The organism is Trinickia sp. NRRL B-1857, assembly GCF_050470685.1.
GTDB lineage: Bacteria > Pseudomonadota > Gammaproteobacteria > Burkholderiales > Burkholderiaceae > Trinickia.
Map to the genome: position 1 here is coordinate 2,027,582 of NZ_JBFLUK010000011.1, position 16,076 is coordinate 2,043,657.

At 61.5% G+C, this 16,076-nt stretch carries 17 protein-coding genes; 11 read left to right on the plus strand and 6 right to left on the minus strand.

Annotation, left to right across the window (positions count from 1 at the left end):
* Positions 1-245: 245 nt before the first annotated feature.
* Positions 246-977 (plus strand): helix-turn-helix domain-containing protein, encoded by a 732-nt coding sequence (locus AB1286_RS29350; RefSeq protein WP_430366703.1) that lies wholly within the window; start codon positions 246-248, stop codon positions 975-977.
* A 30-nt stretch (positions 978-1,007) separates the two neighbouring features.
* On the opposite strand, the gene AB1286_RS29355 is transcribed toward AB1286_RS29350, so the two are convergent.
* The gene (locus tag AB1286_RS29355; RefSeq protein ID WP_430366704.1) at positions 1,008-1,820 is read right to left on the minus strand and encodes a COG4705 family protein; all 813 of its coding nucleotides are present in this window, start codon (positions 1,818-1,820) and stop codon (positions 1,008-1,010) included.
* A gap of 256 nt (positions 1,821-2,076) precedes the next feature.
* Between AB1286_RS29355 and AB1286_RS29360 the strand changes: the two genes are divergently transcribed.
* Positions 2,077-3,789 carry an acid phosphatase gene (locus tag AB1286_RS29360; RefSeq protein ID WP_430366705.1) on the plus strand — a complete coding sequence of 571 codons (1,713 nt, stop codon included), beginning with the start codon at positions 2,077-2,079 and terminating at the stop codon, positions 3,787-3,789.
* Positions 3,790-3,857: 68 nt separating this feature from the next.
* Here AB1286_RS29360 and AB1286_RS29365 read toward each other — a convergent pair whose 3' ends face one another.
* Positions 3,858-4,277, minus strand: coding sequence for a secondary thiamine-phosphate synthase enzyme YjbQ (locus AB1286_RS29365; RefSeq protein ID WP_430366706.1), 420 nt, complete (start codon positions 4,275-4,277; stop codon positions 3,858-3,860).
* Between the two features lie 144 nt (positions 4,278-4,421).
* Here AB1286_RS29365 and mnmH point away from each other — a divergent pair, with 144 nt between their 5' ends.
* Positions 4,422-5,471 carry a tRNA 2-selenouridine(34) synthase MnmH gene (gene mnmH, locus AB1286_RS29370; protein ID WP_430366707.1) on the plus strand — a complete coding sequence of 350 codons (1,050 nt, stop codon included), beginning with the start codon at positions 4,422-4,424 and terminating at the stop codon, positions 5,469-5,471.
* Positions 5,472-5,536: 65 nt separating this feature from the next.
* Here mnmH and AB1286_RS29375 read toward each other — a convergent pair whose 3' ends face one another.
* Together AB1286_RS29375 and AB1286_RS29380 are read right to left on the minus strand one after the other, a co-directional pair.
* Entirely contained in the window at positions 5,537-7,087 is a 1,551-nt protein-coding gene (locus tag AB1286_RS29375; RefSeq protein ID WP_430366708.1) for a methyl-accepting chemotaxis protein, read from the minus strand.
* Positions 7,088-7,360: 273 nt separating this feature from the next.
* Entirely contained in the window at positions 7,361-8,263 is a 903-nt protein-coding gene (locus AB1286_RS29380; protein WP_430366709.1) for a DMT family transporter, read from the minus strand.
* Positions 8,264-8,326: 63 nt separating this feature from the next.
* Here AB1286_RS29380 and AB1286_RS29385 point away from each other — a divergent pair, with 63 nt between their 5' ends.
* From AB1286_RS29385 to AB1286_RS29420, 8 genes are all read left to right on the plus strand, one after another.
* Positions 8,327-9,220: a LysR substrate-binding domain-containing protein gene (locus AB1286_RS29385; protein WP_430366710.1), complete on the plus strand. Its 894-nt coding sequence runs from the start codon at positions 8,327-8,329 to the stop codon at positions 9,218-9,220.
* Between the two features lie 69 nt (positions 9,221-9,289).
* Positions 9,290-9,628 (plus strand): ArsR/SmtB family transcription factor, encoded by a 339-nt coding sequence (locus AB1286_RS29390; RefSeq protein ID WP_430366711.1) that lies wholly within the window; start codon positions 9,290-9,292, stop codon positions 9,626-9,628.
* Positions 9,625-10,152 carry an SRPBCC family protein gene (locus AB1286_RS29395; RefSeq protein ID WP_430366712.1) on the plus strand — a complete coding sequence of 176 codons (528 nt, stop codon included), beginning with the start codon at positions 9,625-9,627 and terminating at the stop codon, positions 10,150-10,152. The genes AB1286_RS29390 and AB1286_RS29395 overlap by 4 nt, the downstream gene beginning before the upstream one ends.
* A gap of 57 nt (positions 10,153-10,209) precedes the next feature.
* Positions 10,210-10,650 (plus strand): DUF1801 domain-containing protein, encoded by a 441-nt coding sequence (locus AB1286_RS29400; protein ID WP_430366713.1) that lies wholly within the window; start codon positions 10,210-10,212, stop codon positions 10,648-10,650.
* Complete coding sequence (locus tag AB1286_RS29405; protein ID WP_430366714.1) at positions 10,647-11,258, plus strand: TetR/AcrR family transcriptional regulator; 612 nt, start codon at positions 10,647-10,649, stop codon at positions 11,256-11,258. The genes AB1286_RS29400 and AB1286_RS29405 overlap by 4 nt, the downstream gene beginning before the upstream one ends.
* A 216-nt stretch (positions 11,259-11,474) precedes the next feature.
* Complete coding sequence (locus tag AB1286_RS29410) at positions 11,475-11,882, plus strand: VOC family protein (RefSeq protein WP_430366715.1); 408 nt, start codon at positions 11,475-11,477, stop codon at positions 11,880-11,882.
* Positions 11,883-12,089: 207 nt separating this feature from the next.
* Positions 12,090-15,020 (plus strand): EAL domain-containing protein, encoded by a 2,931-nt coding sequence (locus AB1286_RS29415; protein WP_430366716.1) that lies wholly within the window; start codon positions 12,090-12,092, stop codon positions 15,018-15,020.
* Between the two features lie 95 nt (positions 15,021-15,115).
* Complete coding sequence (locus tag AB1286_RS29420) at positions 15,116-15,448, plus strand: DUF2322 family protein (RefSeq protein WP_430366717.1); 333 nt, start codon at positions 15,116-15,118, stop codon at positions 15,446-15,448.
* 47 nt (positions 15,449-15,495) lie between these two features.
* Here AB1286_RS29420 and AB1286_RS29425 read toward each other — a convergent pair whose 3' ends face one another.
* The gene (locus AB1286_RS29425; RefSeq protein ID WP_430366718.1) at positions 15,496-15,795 is read right to left on the minus strand and encodes a type II toxin-antitoxin system RelE/ParE family toxin; all 300 of its coding nucleotides are present in this window, start codon (positions 15,793-15,795) and stop codon (positions 15,496-15,498) included.
* Positions 15,785-16,030 carry a type II toxin-antitoxin system ParD family antitoxin gene (locus AB1286_RS29430; protein ID WP_430366719.1) on the minus strand — a complete coding sequence of 82 codons (246 nt, stop codon included), beginning with the start codon at positions 16,028-16,030 and terminating at the stop codon, positions 15,785-15,787. The genes AB1286_RS29425 and AB1286_RS29430 overlap by 11 nt, the downstream gene beginning before the upstream one ends.
* Between the last annotated feature and the right edge of the window lie 46 nt (positions 16,031-16,076).

Genomic DNA, 16,076 nt, shown 5'->3' on the forward strand with positions numbered 1-16,076 from the left:
CCCGTCATGAAAACTACCGTTGTGACGAATTTACGTCAAGCTAAAATTTTGGTGCCACTAAAAAATTGCGCCGATGTGCCATGTGAGCGCTAGTGTCTAAATGAGCGCGGTACAATGCGCGCACGTTGCTGCCCGGCTGCTTCTCTCCGCGCCGATCCGCGTCGAGAAGCAGCGTGCTTGTCGTGCCGTGCGAAACGCTCGCCGGATCGACGACGCGCGGCGATCTCCTCCAATATCGAGGATTCATGGATTCGGATATCAATCACATTGGCCAGCGCATTCGGCGGCTGCGCCGAGAATCGAAAATGACGTTGCTTGAAGTGGCGACCGCATCGAGCTTGTCGGTGGGGTTCTTGTCTCAAGTCGAGCGCAACTTGACCGGCATTTCGATCTCGTCGCTCGTGAATGTGGCCAAAGCGCTGAACGTGCCGCTCGGTACGTTGCTCGAACATCCCCGCCAAGCGCAGCCCGATTCGCATGAGGGCCGGCGCGAGTCGTATCAAGTGGGCCCGATGCGGCAGAAATACGAGCGCCTTTCCACGACGTTCAACGGTAGCCTGCTCAATGCGGTCAAAGTGCAGATGATGGAAGGCTACAGTTCCGAATGGGTCGCCCATAGCGGCGACGAATTCGTCTACGTGCTCTCCGGCAAAGTGCGCTATACGCTGCGCAAGAAGGACTACGAACTGACCGCGGGCGATTCGCTGCATTTCGATGCGCAGCACCGGCATCGCGTCGTCAACGTCGGCCCCGGGCCGGCGGAACTCATTGCCGTCGGCACGTTGCCGCTGTTCGACGACGGCCATGCGGAGTTCGAACCGCTCTCGCGCGCGCCTAGAAGCCGCGGCACGGCGGCGGTCAAGAAGACGACGGCCGCAGCAGCCCCAGCGGTAGCGCCAGCCGAGCCGGCAAAGACGCGCTCGGTCCGCAAACCGAGCGGGACGAAAGGCGCGACGGTCAAAAAGACGACGCGCTAAAAGACGCGTTGGGCGCGCGGTGAAACCGCTTTAGCGCGATGAGGACAGCGCCGCGCGTCGCGCGCGCGCCTCGCCGCCCGCGAAGTGCTGGAGCACGATCACCACGATCATCGCTGCGAGGATCGCGAGGGACGCCGAAATTCGATTCAGATTCAGCCCGCCTTGGGCAATCGGCTTGGTCAGCGTATCGCCTAGCGTTGCACCGAGCGGACGCGTCAACACATACGCCGCCCAAAACAATACCCCGATCGGCACTTTACGAGCCAAGCGCCATACGAGCGCGACCACCACGAGCAGGCCCGCGAACAGCAGTGCGCCGTGTTCGAAGCCGAGGCCCAAGTTGTCGGCGGCGAAATCGCCCAGCGCGGTACCGAGCGTATTCGAGACCAAGATGGTCACCCAATAGAAAATTTCGTCACGCGGATTCGCGATTCGGTCGTACTCGATTCGACCGCTAACCGCACGCCACGTCGCCAGCACGATCAAGACGCCGAGCAAGAGCAGTGCGGACGACAACACGTACCCGAAGCCCGCCGTGCGGTCGAGGAAGTCCGACGTCGTCGTGCCGACGGTCGTCGTCGCGACCACCACGGCCCAGTAGGCCGCCGGATGATAGCTGCGCGAGCGTACCTGAATCGCCAAGGTGACGACGAAGAACGCGAGAAACACCACGGTGGCGACCGCATAGCCCAATTGCAAGGTCATTGAAAGCGCGTCGCCGCCCGTCTCGCCTACGGTGGTTGCCAAAATCTTGACGATCCAAAACACGGCCGTGGCTTGCGGCACTTTACTGAGCCATACGTCGGTGCCGTCCTGTACGGCCATCGAGGTGCGTACTGTCATGTCTTGTTCTCCTGCATCGATGGAGGGTTGGTATTGCAAACGGGTCTCATTATCGTGGACGCTAGCTTAAGACTCGCTTAGCCAGCATTGCACGCGCCAGATGCCCGACGTGCGCCCGTCCGCTCGCTTTCGATAGCCTTTCGCGCGCGGCGCGCTACCATGTCGACCGGCCGAACGGCACCTCGCAAGGTATGCCCAACGCGTAGATGCCGATCGGTTTTTGCCCAGACACGTAACGATTAACGGAGACGAGCCGATGCAAGACGAAACGCCCAAAGTCGCGCCCCATCCCGAACCGCAATCGGATCACGCGGACCGGCCAACGAACCCGGAACGCCGCCGTGTACTGGGCGGTCTCGCCGCCGTCGGCATGGGGCTTGCATTGCCCGCATGCAGCACACCGGCCAGCCGCGCGGCGCAGCGCGAAAGCGCCGTCACGCGAACGGCGGAAGACGAGAAGCTCGATGTCGCCCTGCGGGCGCGGGTCCGCCAGATCGTCGTGATTTATGCGGAAAACCGCAGCTTCGCCAATCTCTACGGTAATTTCCCGGGCGTACGCGATCCGCTCGATGGGCTCGCCGCACAGGCTCCTTTACAGTTGGATCGAGACGGTAAAACCCCGCTGCCGTATTTGCCGAAGATCTGGGGCGGTCTCGTGCCGCAAGCCCAACAGGTCGGCATGACGCGCTACATGATCGGCGAGCAAGACATCACGCGCTTGCCGAACCGGCCGTTCATCGTCTCCGATGCGCGCGGCAAGCCGTTGCCCAACGCCGTAATCACGCGCGACCTATGGCATCGCTTCTATCAAAACCAGATGCAAATCAACGGCGGACGCAACGACCAATTCGTCGCGTGGGCCGACTCGGGCGCGCTCGTCATGGGGCATTACCGCAATTCGGCACAAACGCTCAAGCTTTGGAATTTGGCGCAGCAATATACGTTGTGCGACAACTTTTTCATGGCCGCGTTCGGCGGGTCTTGGCTCAATCACATCTTTTTGATCTCCGCGCAGGCCCCCTTCTACCCCGACATCGCGACGAGCCCCGCCAAGGATCTCGTCTCCGTGCTCGAGGGCGACGACCCGCTCGGCACGCGCCTCAAACTCGCGCCAGGTGCGGGGCCGTCCGCGCTCGACGGCCCGCCGAAGTTCGCGCGCGACGGACTCTTCACGCCGGACGGTTATGCCGTCAACACGATGGCGCCGCCCTATCAACCGAGCTTCGTCGCACCGGCGCCGGGCGGCGACGCCTCGCTGGCCGATCCCTCGAACGTTCGCGTCATGCCGCCGCAACGCTACGCCACGATCGGCGATCGCCTATCGGCCAAAGGGGTCGACTGGGCGTGGTACAGCGGCGCTTGGCAATATGCGCTCGAGCATCGAGAAACCGGCATGACGCCGGATTTTCAGTACCACCACCAACCGTTCAACTATTTTTCGAATTACGCGCCGGGCACGGATGCGCGCGCAAGGCATCTGCGCGACGCCGGCATTGGCGACGACGCCTCGACGAACCGCTTCATCGCCGACATCGATGCGGGCCGCTTACCTGCCGTTTCGTTCTATAAGCCGCAAGGCAATCTGAACATGCACGCGGGCTATGCCGATATCGAATCGGGCGACAAGCACATCGCGAATGTGATCGACCATATTCGCAACGGACCGCAATGGGCCGGCACGGTCATCGTCATGACGCATGACGAAAACGGTGGATGGTGGGACCCCGTGGCGCCGCCGCAAGGCGATCGCTGGGGGCCCGGCTCGCGCATTCCGGCGCTCGTGATCGCCCCCTTCGCCAAGAAGGGGTTCGTCGACCACACGTTCTACGACACGAACTCGATACTTCGATTCATCGATCGCGTCCACGCGCTCGCGCCGCTCGACGGCGTGGCCGCGCGAAATCGCGCTTTCCTCGCGCGCGGCGAGACGCCGCCCGGCGACTTGACGGCCGCGCTCGATTTGGCCTGAACGGTGGGTAGCCGGGCTGCACTTGTCGGTCGATACGCGCGGGGCGCCGTCATCGCGGCATGCCCGCGCTATTCGCCGATCGCGTGCATAACGATGTCTCGTCGATGAGGCTGCCGGCGATGTTCGAAGAGATAGATGCCCTGCCAGGTACCCAGTACGAGCGCCCCCGCATCGATCGGGATCGACAATTGAACTTGCGTCAACGCGGTGCGCAAATGAGCGGGCATGTCGTCCGGGCCTTCCGTGTCGTGCTCGTAGCGCTGCGCATCCTCGGGCGCGACCGCGTCGAAGTAGCGTTCGAGGTCTCGCCGAACGGAAGGGTCGGCGTTCTCTTGGATCAGCAGCGACGCCGACGTATGCCGGCAAAACAACGTGACGAGACCCGTCTCGATCGATTGCCGCGCGACGAACTCGCGCACCTCCGAAGTGATTTCGACGAGGCCGCGTCCACGTACGTCGACTCGCAAATGTTCAAGCGATTGGCGCATGAGTGTTCCTTGGTTGCGATGGGGCGTTTTCGCCGCCGACTCAAAGACGCAAGCATAGGTCATGCACGCAGGAGTAGGTGCCGCCGCTTGCGCCCATGCCCCGTGTCATAATCGGCCGCATCCTCGGTCGCATTGGGATCGCCCTTGAAAGAGCTCAGCGTCAGCCTGGAGCGTCTGGCCGATTTCGACGAAATCGTCGATGTGCGCACGCCGCTCGAATTCGCCGAGGACCGCATCCCCGGGGCGATCAACGCGCCCGTGCTGGAAAACGAGGAGCGCGTCGTCGTCGGCACACTCTATGTGCAGACGTCGGCATTCGAAGCCACGCGCGTGGGTGCGGCGATGGTGGCGCGCAATATTGCAAGGCATCTAGAGACGACCTTCGCGGACCGTCCCCGCGGCTGGCGGCCGCTCGTCTATTGCTGGCGCGGCGGCAAGCGCTCCGAATCGCTGGCGGTCTGGCTGAACTTGATGGGCTGGCAAGCGCGCCGGCTCGAGGGCGGCTACAAAACGTATCGGCGGTCGGTGCTCGATGCCCTCGCGGCACTACCGCCACGGTTCGAATACATCGTACTCACGGGCGCGACAGGCAGCGGAAAGACGCGTCTGCTTCGTGCTCTCGCGCACACCGGCGCGCAAGTCCTCGACTTAGAACGGCTCGCCGTGCATCGCGGTTCGCTGCTGGGCGCCGTTCAAGGGCAAGCGCAGCCGTCGCAAAAGGCCTTCGAGACTGGACTCGTCAATGCGCTGCGCGCCTTTTCTCCCGAGCGGCCCGTGTTCATCGAAGCGGAAAGCCGAACGATCGGCAAAGTGGCGTTGCCCGATGCGTTGCTCCACGCGATGCATCGCTCTCGCTGCGTCGCCGTGCATGCGCCGCGCGAAGAACGCATTGCATTTTTGCTCGACGACTACGCGCACCTATTCGATGCGCCCGACACGTTCAAAGCGCAACTAAGCAAACTGATCGGCCTGCATAGCCGAGAACGTGTAACGCACTGGTGTCGTCTAATCGACGAAGACGCGCGCGCGGCGCTCTTCGGCGAGCTCATCGCGCTGCACTACGATCCGGCCTACGTGCGCAGCAGTAGGGGGCATTTCGTCGAACTGCCGAGTGCGAGCGCGTTCGAGCTTCACCCCAACGCCGCCGATATCGACGCGCAAGCGCGCGCATTGCTCGATCGGCTGCGGGGCTAAGGCAGCAAAGCCACGCCCCGCCCCCCTCGCCTGCTCGTTCCAGCTTTGGTTTTACTTTTAGTCGATCAACGCCGCGTGCGGAACGTGCTCACGATATCGGCAAGCGAGCGGGCTTGCTCCTGCATCGCTTGCGCCGCACCGGCCGCTTGCTCGACCATCGCCGCGTTTTGCTGCGTGGTCTGGTCCATTTGCGCGATGGCGATATTCACTTGCTCGATACCGCGGCTCTGCTCTTCGGAAGCCGCCGAGATTTCGCTAATGATGTCGGTGACGCGCTTGACCGAATGCACGAGCGAATTCATCTTGCTGCCCGCGCTTTCGACGAGCGTCTTGCCATCCTCTACGCTGTCGACCGACTCCTCGATGAGCCCCTTGATTTCCTTTGCAGCCTCGGAGCTGCGGCGCGCCAGGTTGCGCACCTCGCCCGCGACCACGGCAAACCCGCGGCCCTGCTCGCCGGCCCGAGCGGCCTCGACTGCGGCATTCAACGCGAGGATGTTCGTCTGGAACGCGATCCCTTCGATGACGGAAATGATATCGACGACCCGCGCCGAGCTGGCCGCGATGTTTTGCATCGTCGCCACGACCTGTTGCACGGCTTCGCCGCCTTCGCCGGCGATGCGCGACGTATCCGCCGCCATCTGATTCGCCTGTCGCGCGTTATCCGCGTTTTGCTTGACCGTCGCGGTGAGCTGCTCCATGCTCGCCGCCGTTTCGCCGAGCGAGGACGCTTGCTCTTCAGTGCGTGACGACAAGTCAAGGTTGCCCGCCGCGATTTGCTGGGCGGCGTCGTTGATCGTTTCGGTGCCGCTGCGAATGCGGTGCATCGTCTCCGCGAGACGATTTTGCATCCGCTGCATCGCGGACACCATGCTTCCGCGATCGCCGTCGCGAATGACGACATCGCGCGTCAAATCGCCGTCGGCGATCGATTCGGCCACGGCCGCCGCATACGCGGGCTCGCCGCCGAGACTGCGCTGGACGTTGCGAATGATCATCACGAGGGCGACCGAACTCAAGCTGCCGAGCACGAGGATCGTCAGCAAATAGTTGATCAATCGCACATGGAAGGCCGCGTCGATGTCGTTGATATAGACGCCGGACGAGATGTACCAATCCCACGGCTCGAAGCGCTTCACGAAGGAGATCTTCGGCACCTCCTCGCTCTTGCCGGGAAGCCTCGCCATATAGTCGACGAAGCCTTGCCCATGCTCGCGCGCCACTTGCAACATCTCCATGAACAGGCGCTTGCCGTTGGAGTCCTTATAGTCGGTCATATCCTTGTTGACCAAGTCCGGCAAGACCGGATGCATGATCACGGTAGGGTGACCGTCCGTGATGAAGAGATAGCCGTTGCCCGGGAAGCGCATGGCGGAGAGACGCGCCATGGCATCGTGCTTGGCCTGTTCCTCCGGTATTTCGTGGTGCTCGGCCATTTGCTGATATTGCGCGACGACGCCCACACCCGCTTCGACGATGTTTTGAACCGCCGCTTGGCGCCCGCTCAGCATCGTCTCGCGCGTTTGCAACGCGGCCCAACCGCCGAAGAACAACAAGCCCAGCCACATCACGAGCAAGGCCAATCCTAATTTTTTACTAAGCGTTAGACGATTCACACTTCCCCCAAGGGCAAAGCCGATGCACACCACTGGTGCAATGCAACCGGCGCGACGGTCAACAATGATTTCACATTGATTAACGGCGAGCGTTGCCAATTCTTCAGGGAGGGTTAGTTCGGACTGCCGAATATTTTTCAAAAACCTCTTAAGGGAAATTACCGAAAAGTCTGATTAATCAGCGCAGCCCGCGGCAATTCGTCATGCAACTCAGCCTGCTTGATGGACGCGTCGCGATTGCAATGTCATACGCATCCGATTAGGCGGCAACGCTCAACGTCGCCCGCGCAACGCGACATAGGCCACGCCGGCGATGACCATCGCGCCACCCGCAATCGTCGTCGCGTGCACTTCGTCCCCGGTCAGCGCGATGGAGAGTGCGGTGGCAACCGCGGGCGTCAAATACAAAAAATTGGAGGCGCGGGCCGCACCGAAATGACCGAGTGCATAAGCCCACGTGGCATAACCCAGCGCCGCCGGAAACACACCCAACACCACAACGGCCTGCACGGTGCGCGTCGAGGCGCCGGACAGCTCGTGCAACGCGCCGGGCAGCCATGGCGCCAACAGCAGCGCCCCGGCCAATATCGTGTAGGCCGTACACGCAAGCGGACCGTAGACCGGAATCAATCGTCGCTGCATGACGATGAACGCCGCCGAGCAAATTGCGGCCAACAAAATGAGGCTCGCGCCGGCGCCGGGGATGAGCCCGCCCGGCTGGCCGCTCGCGATGACGCCGATGCCCGCGAAGCTGAAGATCGAACCGAGCCAGGCCCAGCGATTGAACCGTTCGCCTAGAAATATCGTGGCGAAGAGCGCAGTGAAAATCGGCAGCGTATTGACGATGAAGCTAGCCGCGCCTGGCGCCACCGTCTTTTCTCCCGTGTTGAGCAGCGCGTTGTAAATCGCGATACCGAACAAGCCGCAACCGACGAAGCGCAACGCGTCGCCTGCCGTCGGCAATCGCGGGCGCCGATAAGCGAGCCAGGCCGCGACGAGAAGCGCCGCTGTGCCGAACCGTGCGGCGGCGAGATGCAACGGAGTCAACCCCGCCAAGCCGATCCGAATGAACGGAAAGGCGCTGGCCCAGGAGACGATCGTAAATGCGACGGCCGCGGCGGCCGACACCGGCGACGCAATCGAGCGCGACCGGACGGAGGAAGATGAAGAGTTCATAACTGGATGATCCGTCGTTTTGAGCTGTTAAGCTACAGCACAAATAAACAACGAGCTGTGATCATGACGCACAACATCGCATTGTCTCGCCCTCCGCTCGCGAGCCTCGAAACCGTCTGCGTCGTGGCGCGGGAAGGGTCGTTCAGCGCGGCGGCGCAGGCAACGGGCGTGACTCACGGGGCGATCAGCCGCCGCATCGCCACGGTCGAGAACTGGCTTGGGTACACGCTGTTCGAACGCCATGGGCGCGGCGTGCGTCTTACGCCGGACGGACAGCGGCTCGTCGGTCGAATCGAACACGCGTTTTCGATCATCGACGGCGCCTCGGATCAATGGCGCCCCGCTCGCGCGCCGCGCATCGTCAAAGTGAGCGTCACCCCTGCGTTCGCGCAGCTTTGGCTTTTTGCCCGGCTCGCCGAATTGGAAGCGGGACCGCCCGCACTTGCGCTTCAACTCGACATCACGCATCGCAACGCCGACTTGACCGCGGGCGAGGCCGACGTTGCCGTACGGTGCGGCAGAGGCCATTGGTCCGGACTCGATTCTCAGCCGCTGCTGCCCGAAACGCTCTATCCGATAGCGATCCCCGCGATCGCGGACAAGATCAATGCGCGCAAGCCGATTCAGTTGCTCGATTGGCCGCTGTTGCACGATTCCGATATCACGGGGTGGCGCACCTGGTTCGGGCAACAAGGTATCACTCTCAAACCACGGCCCCAGGACCGGCGTTTCGAAGACTACGGCTTGGTACTCGCAGCCGCGCAAGCGGGGCTCGGCATCGCGCTGGCGCGCGAGCCGTTTTCCGACGGATGGTTAGCGCGCGCCGATCTGGTGCGCATCGGCCGCCTCGAAACCGGCTCCCCGCTCGCCTATCACGTGCTGACCGCGAAACGCGAGGCGCGGCCCGAAGTGCTTGATTTCGTTTCCCGGCTCATGCAAGCGGCCTCGCGAAGATAAAAAGGGAATGGGGCTCGTTACCCAGTACATTCCTTGACATTCATATACCTCTATGCGTATATTAAGGCTATGGAATCCACTTTCGCCGTCATTGCCGAACCGAGCCGCCGCGCCATTTTGAGTTTGCTCGCATCGTCCGAGCAGTCGGTGGGCGACATCGAGCACGCGTTGAATTTGCCCCAGCCCTCGGTTTCGAAGCACTTGCGCGTGCTGCGCGATGCGGGTTTCGTCGAATCGCGTATCGATGCGCAGCGCCGGCTTTACCGCATTCGGCCGGAGCCGTTGATGGAAATCGATGCATGGCTCGCGCCGTTCCGGCAATTCTGGTCCGTCCATCTCGATGCGCTCGAGCGCCATCTCGACGCAACGAATCCTCCCCCCGCAAGTACAAGAGGCCGAAAACGATGAGTACACGCGACACATACAAGCCCGGGCCCGCAGCCGGCGCGCAAATCCGCAAAGAGGGCGAGAACTGGACGCTCGTCGTCGTTCGCGATTTGCGCCATGCCCCCGAAAAGGTGTGGAAGGCGTTGACCGATCCGGCCAGCCTGCGCGAGTGGGCGCCGTTCGATGCGGATAAGAATCTCGGCGCGGTCGGTCCCGTGACGCTTTCTACCGTCGGCGCCCCGACACCGAACGTCAGCGAAACGCAGGTGACGCGAGCGGAAGCGCCCAAGGTGTTGGAATACCGCTGGGGCAGCAACGACATGCGCTGGACGCTCGAGCCGCACGAAGGCGGCACACGTCTCACGCTGTGGCACAACATCGATCGCGGGTTCATCGCGATGGGTGCGGCCGGCTGGCATATTTGCCTCGATGTCCTCGATCGCTTGGTCGACGAAAACCCGATCGGACGTATCGTCGGCGGCGAGGCGATGAAATTCGAATGGCCGCGTCTGCACGAGGAGTACAAAAAGCAATTCGGACTCTGAAGCGCGGCCGGATCGAGCGGTCACGGAATAAGTGAAGGTTGAATAAGGTTCTAAAACATGAATAAATCCGATACAACCGAAAGCAAGCCGGCATCCGAGTTGATCGACGAGCGCATCGCCAACCTGGGCGACTGGCGAGGCGCAACGCTGAGCACCATGCGCGAACTGATCAAGCAAGTGGAGCCGAACGTCGTCGAAGAATGGAAATGGATGGGTACGCCCGTCTGGTCGCATGCGGGCATCATTTGCACCGGCGAATCCTATCAGTCCGTCGTCAAGCTGACGTTCGCCAAGGGTGCCTCGCTCAAAGATCCGAAGAAGCTTTTCAATTCGAGCTTGGACGGCAACGTCAGACGGGCCATCGATATCCGCGAGGGCGAAACCGTCGACGCCGACGCATTCAAGGCACTCGTGCGCGAGGCGGTCGAACTCAATGCATCGAAGGAAAAGCCGAAAGCGAAACCGAAAGCAAAGGTCGCCGCCTCCGGTAAGCGATGAGCGAACGATCTCCGCGAAAGCAGTACAAGCCGCGCAAAGCCCCTAGCCAATCCCGCTCGGAAGAAACGGTGGCCTCGATCGTCGAGGCCGCCGCTCAGGTGCTCGAAACCGAGGGGTTTGAAGGGTTCAACACGAACGCGGTGGCGCGTCGCGCCGGCGTCAGCATCGGTTCGCTCTATCAATATTTCCCCGGCAAGGACGCGCTGACGGTCGCGCTCATTCAGCGAGAAACGAAGCGATTCCACGACGACATGGCCGTCGCACTGACAATGCGAACCGGCAAGGCCGCCCTCGAATATTTGATCGGGGCCGCGGTACGGCAGCAGTTGCAACGGCCCGTGCTGGCCAAGCTGCTCGACATCGAGGAAAGCCGGCCGGCCTTGCGCGGCGAAGTGGGCAAACCGGAATTGGAAGCCTTGTTCGCGACCGTCGTGCAGCGTGCGATTCCCAAGCATCGGCATCCCGAGGTTGCCGCCGGCGATCTGTTCGCCATCACGCGCGGCATGGTGGATGCGGCCGGCCAACGCGGCGAGACCGATCTCGAGGACCTACAGCGCCGGCTACGCGCCGCGCTCTTCGGCTATCTATCGAAGGTCGGCACGGACTGACGCCGGTACGTACGCGAACGTACGCGAATTCAAAAATGTGAGCAAGCCACGCGCGCGCCGCCTCGGATCCTCCCGCATCGCCTTGCCGCCATTCGGTTTGCCGGCGACACCGTCGCCGCACCCGATGCGAGTTGTTGAATGTGAGCTTTTACTTATATTCTGAAGTCCTCGCGGGGCATACGGCATGGGGCCGTGCCCCAACCGATGAGACTGACGATGACTGCCTTTATCCAAACGATGAAGCTCAATCACCTGAGCTTCCCTTCAGCCAACGTGGCTGCGACGAGCGAATTTTTCGAACGGCATTTGGGTTTCACGATCGCTGGAACGTGGGACAAGTCGGCGATCATGAAGCGTCCCGGTTTCGATGTCGTGATCGAACACGTCAGCGACGCCGCACCGCAATGGCCGAAAAATTTCCATGTCGGCTTCGAGCTACCGAGCCTTGCGGCCGTGCACGAGCTATACGATCGCTTCAAGGACGAAGGGGTCCGCATGGAAACCGACGTGTTCAACAATGGGCGCGGTTCGCGCTTTTTCTGCCGTGAACCGGGCGGCGTGATGTTCGAGATCAATACCCGCGCGGATGCCTCCGAGCAGTATCAAGGCACCTTCGACGATTGATACGAAAAGCACCGCCGCGCCTACTCATCGCATCTTCGCACGGTCGTGCGATGCGCCGGTAGGCGCGCTCAGTGCAATCCCGCGCTTCAGAATCCCCTCCTTCCAGCCGTTATCCATGCTGTTGGCACGCCTTCGCGCATACGGCGCGACCGCTTTCGGGTATTCGACCTGGGCGGCAATACGTGGCCGAACAGTCTCTCTGACGGCATGGACAAACCTGGGATCGACAACCAAAACGAATACCGAGTGCCTGTCGGCGACTTGCATGTCGCCGTGATCCGGTATGACGCGAGCGGCCGGCGGCGCTATATGAACCGAGCCGCGACCGCCATGATGAGCGTGCCCCGTGAAGGCTCGCCGGTGGTGCTATGCGAATCGGAATTGCTCTCGGCGCCTATGCTGCAACGCTATTTGGACGCGATCGGCGACGTCGCCGCCACCGGTGTGGCGCGCGAGGTGGAGTTGACGTTCGATGCTTTGCCCGAGCCGCAGCGCGAGCATTACCTCGTGCAGCTCGCAACCGATCCCGTTTCGGACGAGGGTCCGGGCGTGCTTGCACTGTGCTTCAACATTACGCCGCGCAAGCGCGCGGAGGCCAAGCTGCACGAGCGCGAATCGTATCTGACGTCCCTGCTCGATACCATCCCCATTCCGGTCTTCTCCAAGGACAGACAGGGGCGCTATCTCCAACTGAACAAGGCCTTCCAACATTTCCTCGGGATTCCCAAGGAGCAATTCGTCGGTAAGACCGTGTTCGAGGTCAATCCCTATGAATTGGCGAAAACATACTTTCACAAAGACGAGGAATTATTCACCAACGGCGGGATTCAACGCTACGAATTCAGAGCACGGAACGCGCAAAAAGAAGATCGCGACGTCGAATTCACCAAAGCGGTCTTTTATGACGCCGAGGGCCGTCAAGCCGGGCTGATCGGCGCGATCTTGGACATTACCGAACGCAAACGGGCCGAAACCGAATTGCGCGCCCAGTACGAAAAAATATTGCAACTGAATACGCGGCTGCAAGACAAAGCGAGCGAACTGTCGGAGGCCCGCGCCCACTTGATGAACGTACTGCATACCATTCCAGATATGGTGTGGTTGAAGAGTACGGGCGGTGTATTCACGCTATGCAATCATGGGGTCGAGCGATTCGTCGGCAAATCGAGAACGGAAATTCTCGGCAAAACCGACTTCGATTTCTTCGAGGCCGGAGTAGCGAGCTTCTTCCGCGAACGTGAAAAGGCCGCCATCGGCGCGATGCGCATCTGCGTGAACGATGAGTGGGTCGTCAGCCCGGCGACAGGCGAGCGCGTCTTATTGGAAACGCGTCGGCTCCCGGTGTTCGACGACCACGGCCAAGTCACCGGCGTGCTGGCCGTGGCGCGAGACATCACGGAGCGCCGGCGCTTCGACGAAACGCTTGCGCGCCGAGAGCGGGAGTTCAGAACGCTCGTCGAACACTCGCCCGATACCGTGGCCCGCTACGACCGCAATCTACGGCGCCTCTACGTCAATCCCACATTCGCGGGGCTCGCTGCGGGCGGAGTCGAAGCTTTGCTTGGGAAAACCCCGTCGGAATATCCGGGTGGCCCCAATACGGTGCTTTACGAACGCGAACTGGCGGAAGTCTTCGTCAGCGCGACCGACCGGCAATTCGAATTGCGCTGGCAACCGGCAGACGGCGGCCAACTTTGCCAATTGATTCGTCTGACACCCGAACTCGGGCCGGACGGTAAAGTGGAAACGGTGCTCGCGGTGGGACGCGACATTACGGAGTTGCACGTCTCGCGCGAAAAGATCCATCGCATGGCGTACTTCGATGCGCTCACGGGGTTGCCCAATCGCCGATCGTTCAACGAAACGCTGCGCAGGCTGACCTCCGGCGAAACGCAAGATCGATTCACGGCCGTGATGATGATCGACATGGATCGCTTCAAGAGCGTAAACGACACGATGGGGCATGCAGTAGGCGACGAACTGCTGCGCGAAGCGGCGGCGCGGCTGCTCTCGAGCGTACGCCCCGGCGACACCGTTTCGCGTTTCGGCGGCGACGAATTTGCCGTTTTGCTGCCGGATGCACATAACCGGCGGACCATCGAGCAAATCTCGACGACGATCATTCAGCGGCTCGGCGAACGCTTCGTTCTCGACGGCAAGGAAGTGTTCATCTCTTGCAGCGTCGGTATCGCGCTCTACCCGATCGATAGCGCAGACGCCGAGGATCTACTGAAATACGCGGATTCGGCGATGTATTTGGCCAAACGCTCGGGCCGTCGCGGATTCCGCTTTTACACGAACGACTTGACCGTCGAGGCCGCGGCCAACCTCGCGCTCGAGTCGCAGTTGCGGCGCGCGATCGAACGCGGCGAACTCGAACTCCACTACCAACCGCAAGTGGCGTTTCGCGATGCCGAGGTGCTGGGCTCCGAAGCGCTGTTGAGATGGAGCCGGCCCGGCGTGGGCTTTATCGCACCGGACCAATTCATTCCCGTCGCGGAGGAAACCGGGCTCATCGTCGACATCGGCAGATGGGTGCTGCGCGAGGCCTGCCGCGCAGCGGCGCAGTGGAATGCCGGCGGCGTGCCGCATACGGTCGCCGTGAATTTGTCGGCCCGGCAATTTCAGTCGCGCGGGTTCGTGCCGATGGTCGAAAAAATTCTCGCCGAAACGGGTTGCCGCCCGCAATGGCTCGAACTCGAGATCACCGAGAGTCTGCTACTCGACGAGGACGACTCGGTCGCATACGCGCTATCCGCGTTCAAGCATATGGGGCTATCGATCGCGATCGACGACTTCGGCACCGGGTACTCGGCGTTGAGCTATTTGACGCGCTTTCCGATCGATACGCTGAAAATCGATCGCACGTTCGTGCAAAAGGTCACGAGCGATCGCCGCCACGCCGAACTCGTGAAGGCGATTTTGTCGATCTCGCGCTGCCTCGGACATCGCGTCGTGGCGGAAGGCGTCGAGACGATGGACCAAGCGGCGTTCTTGAATGTCTACGGCTGCGATGTGGCGCAGGGCTTTCTCTATAGCAAGCCGTTGCCTAAACGCGAGATTGCGCTGCTGCCGAGGTATTTGACGCCGCGCGAGGAAACGGAGACGACCGTAGACGCGGAGAGCGATGCGCAATGAGCGGTACGCGACGAGGGTATAGATCGGCTAAGGATCGGCTAAGGATCGGCTAACATACGGCCCGCGATGTAATACCCAATGAGCGGAGCCCTTTAGTGATCGAACCCACCCCCGTATTCAAAGAAAACCTTGCCCTGCTGCCGTCGATCGACGCGATCGAGCGCATCGATCTCGTCGATGCCAACGCAAACGTGGTGGCAAGCATCGAAAACAAGCCCGGCAAACAGGGTTCGCTTGCCGTTTACCACTATCTGCAACAGGCGTTCGGCAAACTTGACGCCAGGGCGGCCGAGCATGGTTTGGCCGTATTCGCAGAACATACGGCCGACGCCCGCAATCGGCCCGGTGCGCATCCTAATGTCGATCGGCTTTTGGAGATCGCTGCCGGCGCCGATGCGCTGCGTATCGACGTGGTCGAAAAGGTCTAAACGTGACGGCGCGCGGTCGGCGAATACGTACTATTGCCGGCTATCGCCTATAGATGTCGGTCGACATCCATGCGTTGGTGCAGCACGCGACTAACATCGCGGGTCGTCTCGGTCTCGCGATAGAAAACGATGTGTGACCCGACTGCGTACTGCAAATACCCATCGCGCACGGTGCAAACGCGGCCAGTCTTATCACCCTGAGCCAGGGCAGCCATCGTCGCGACAAGATCGCGGTGGTAGCGGTCCGCCTGATCGATCGACCAATGCTCGAAGGTATAGCGCCAAATGTCCTCGAGGTCGGATTCGGCTAATGGCGTCAACCGAAGCTGGAGCCCCCTAGCCACCATGTGTCAGTCGCATCCGCTTAAGAAACGTCTCGCTGTCGAACGGCGTTGGGGCACCGGATGCCTCCCCGGCTTTCAGCGCTTCCTGCAACGCCCTCACCTGGGCTTCGTGCGATTCAAGCAGACGTAGACCGGCGCGTACGACCTCGCTCGCCGAGCCGTAGCGGCCCGAATCGACCTGCTTGTCGACGAAATCGGCGAAGTGCTCGCCGAGGGAAATGGATGTGTTCCGTGCCATTTGGATCCTCCTCTCCAACGCTGCCATGATATACCAAATTTTGGTA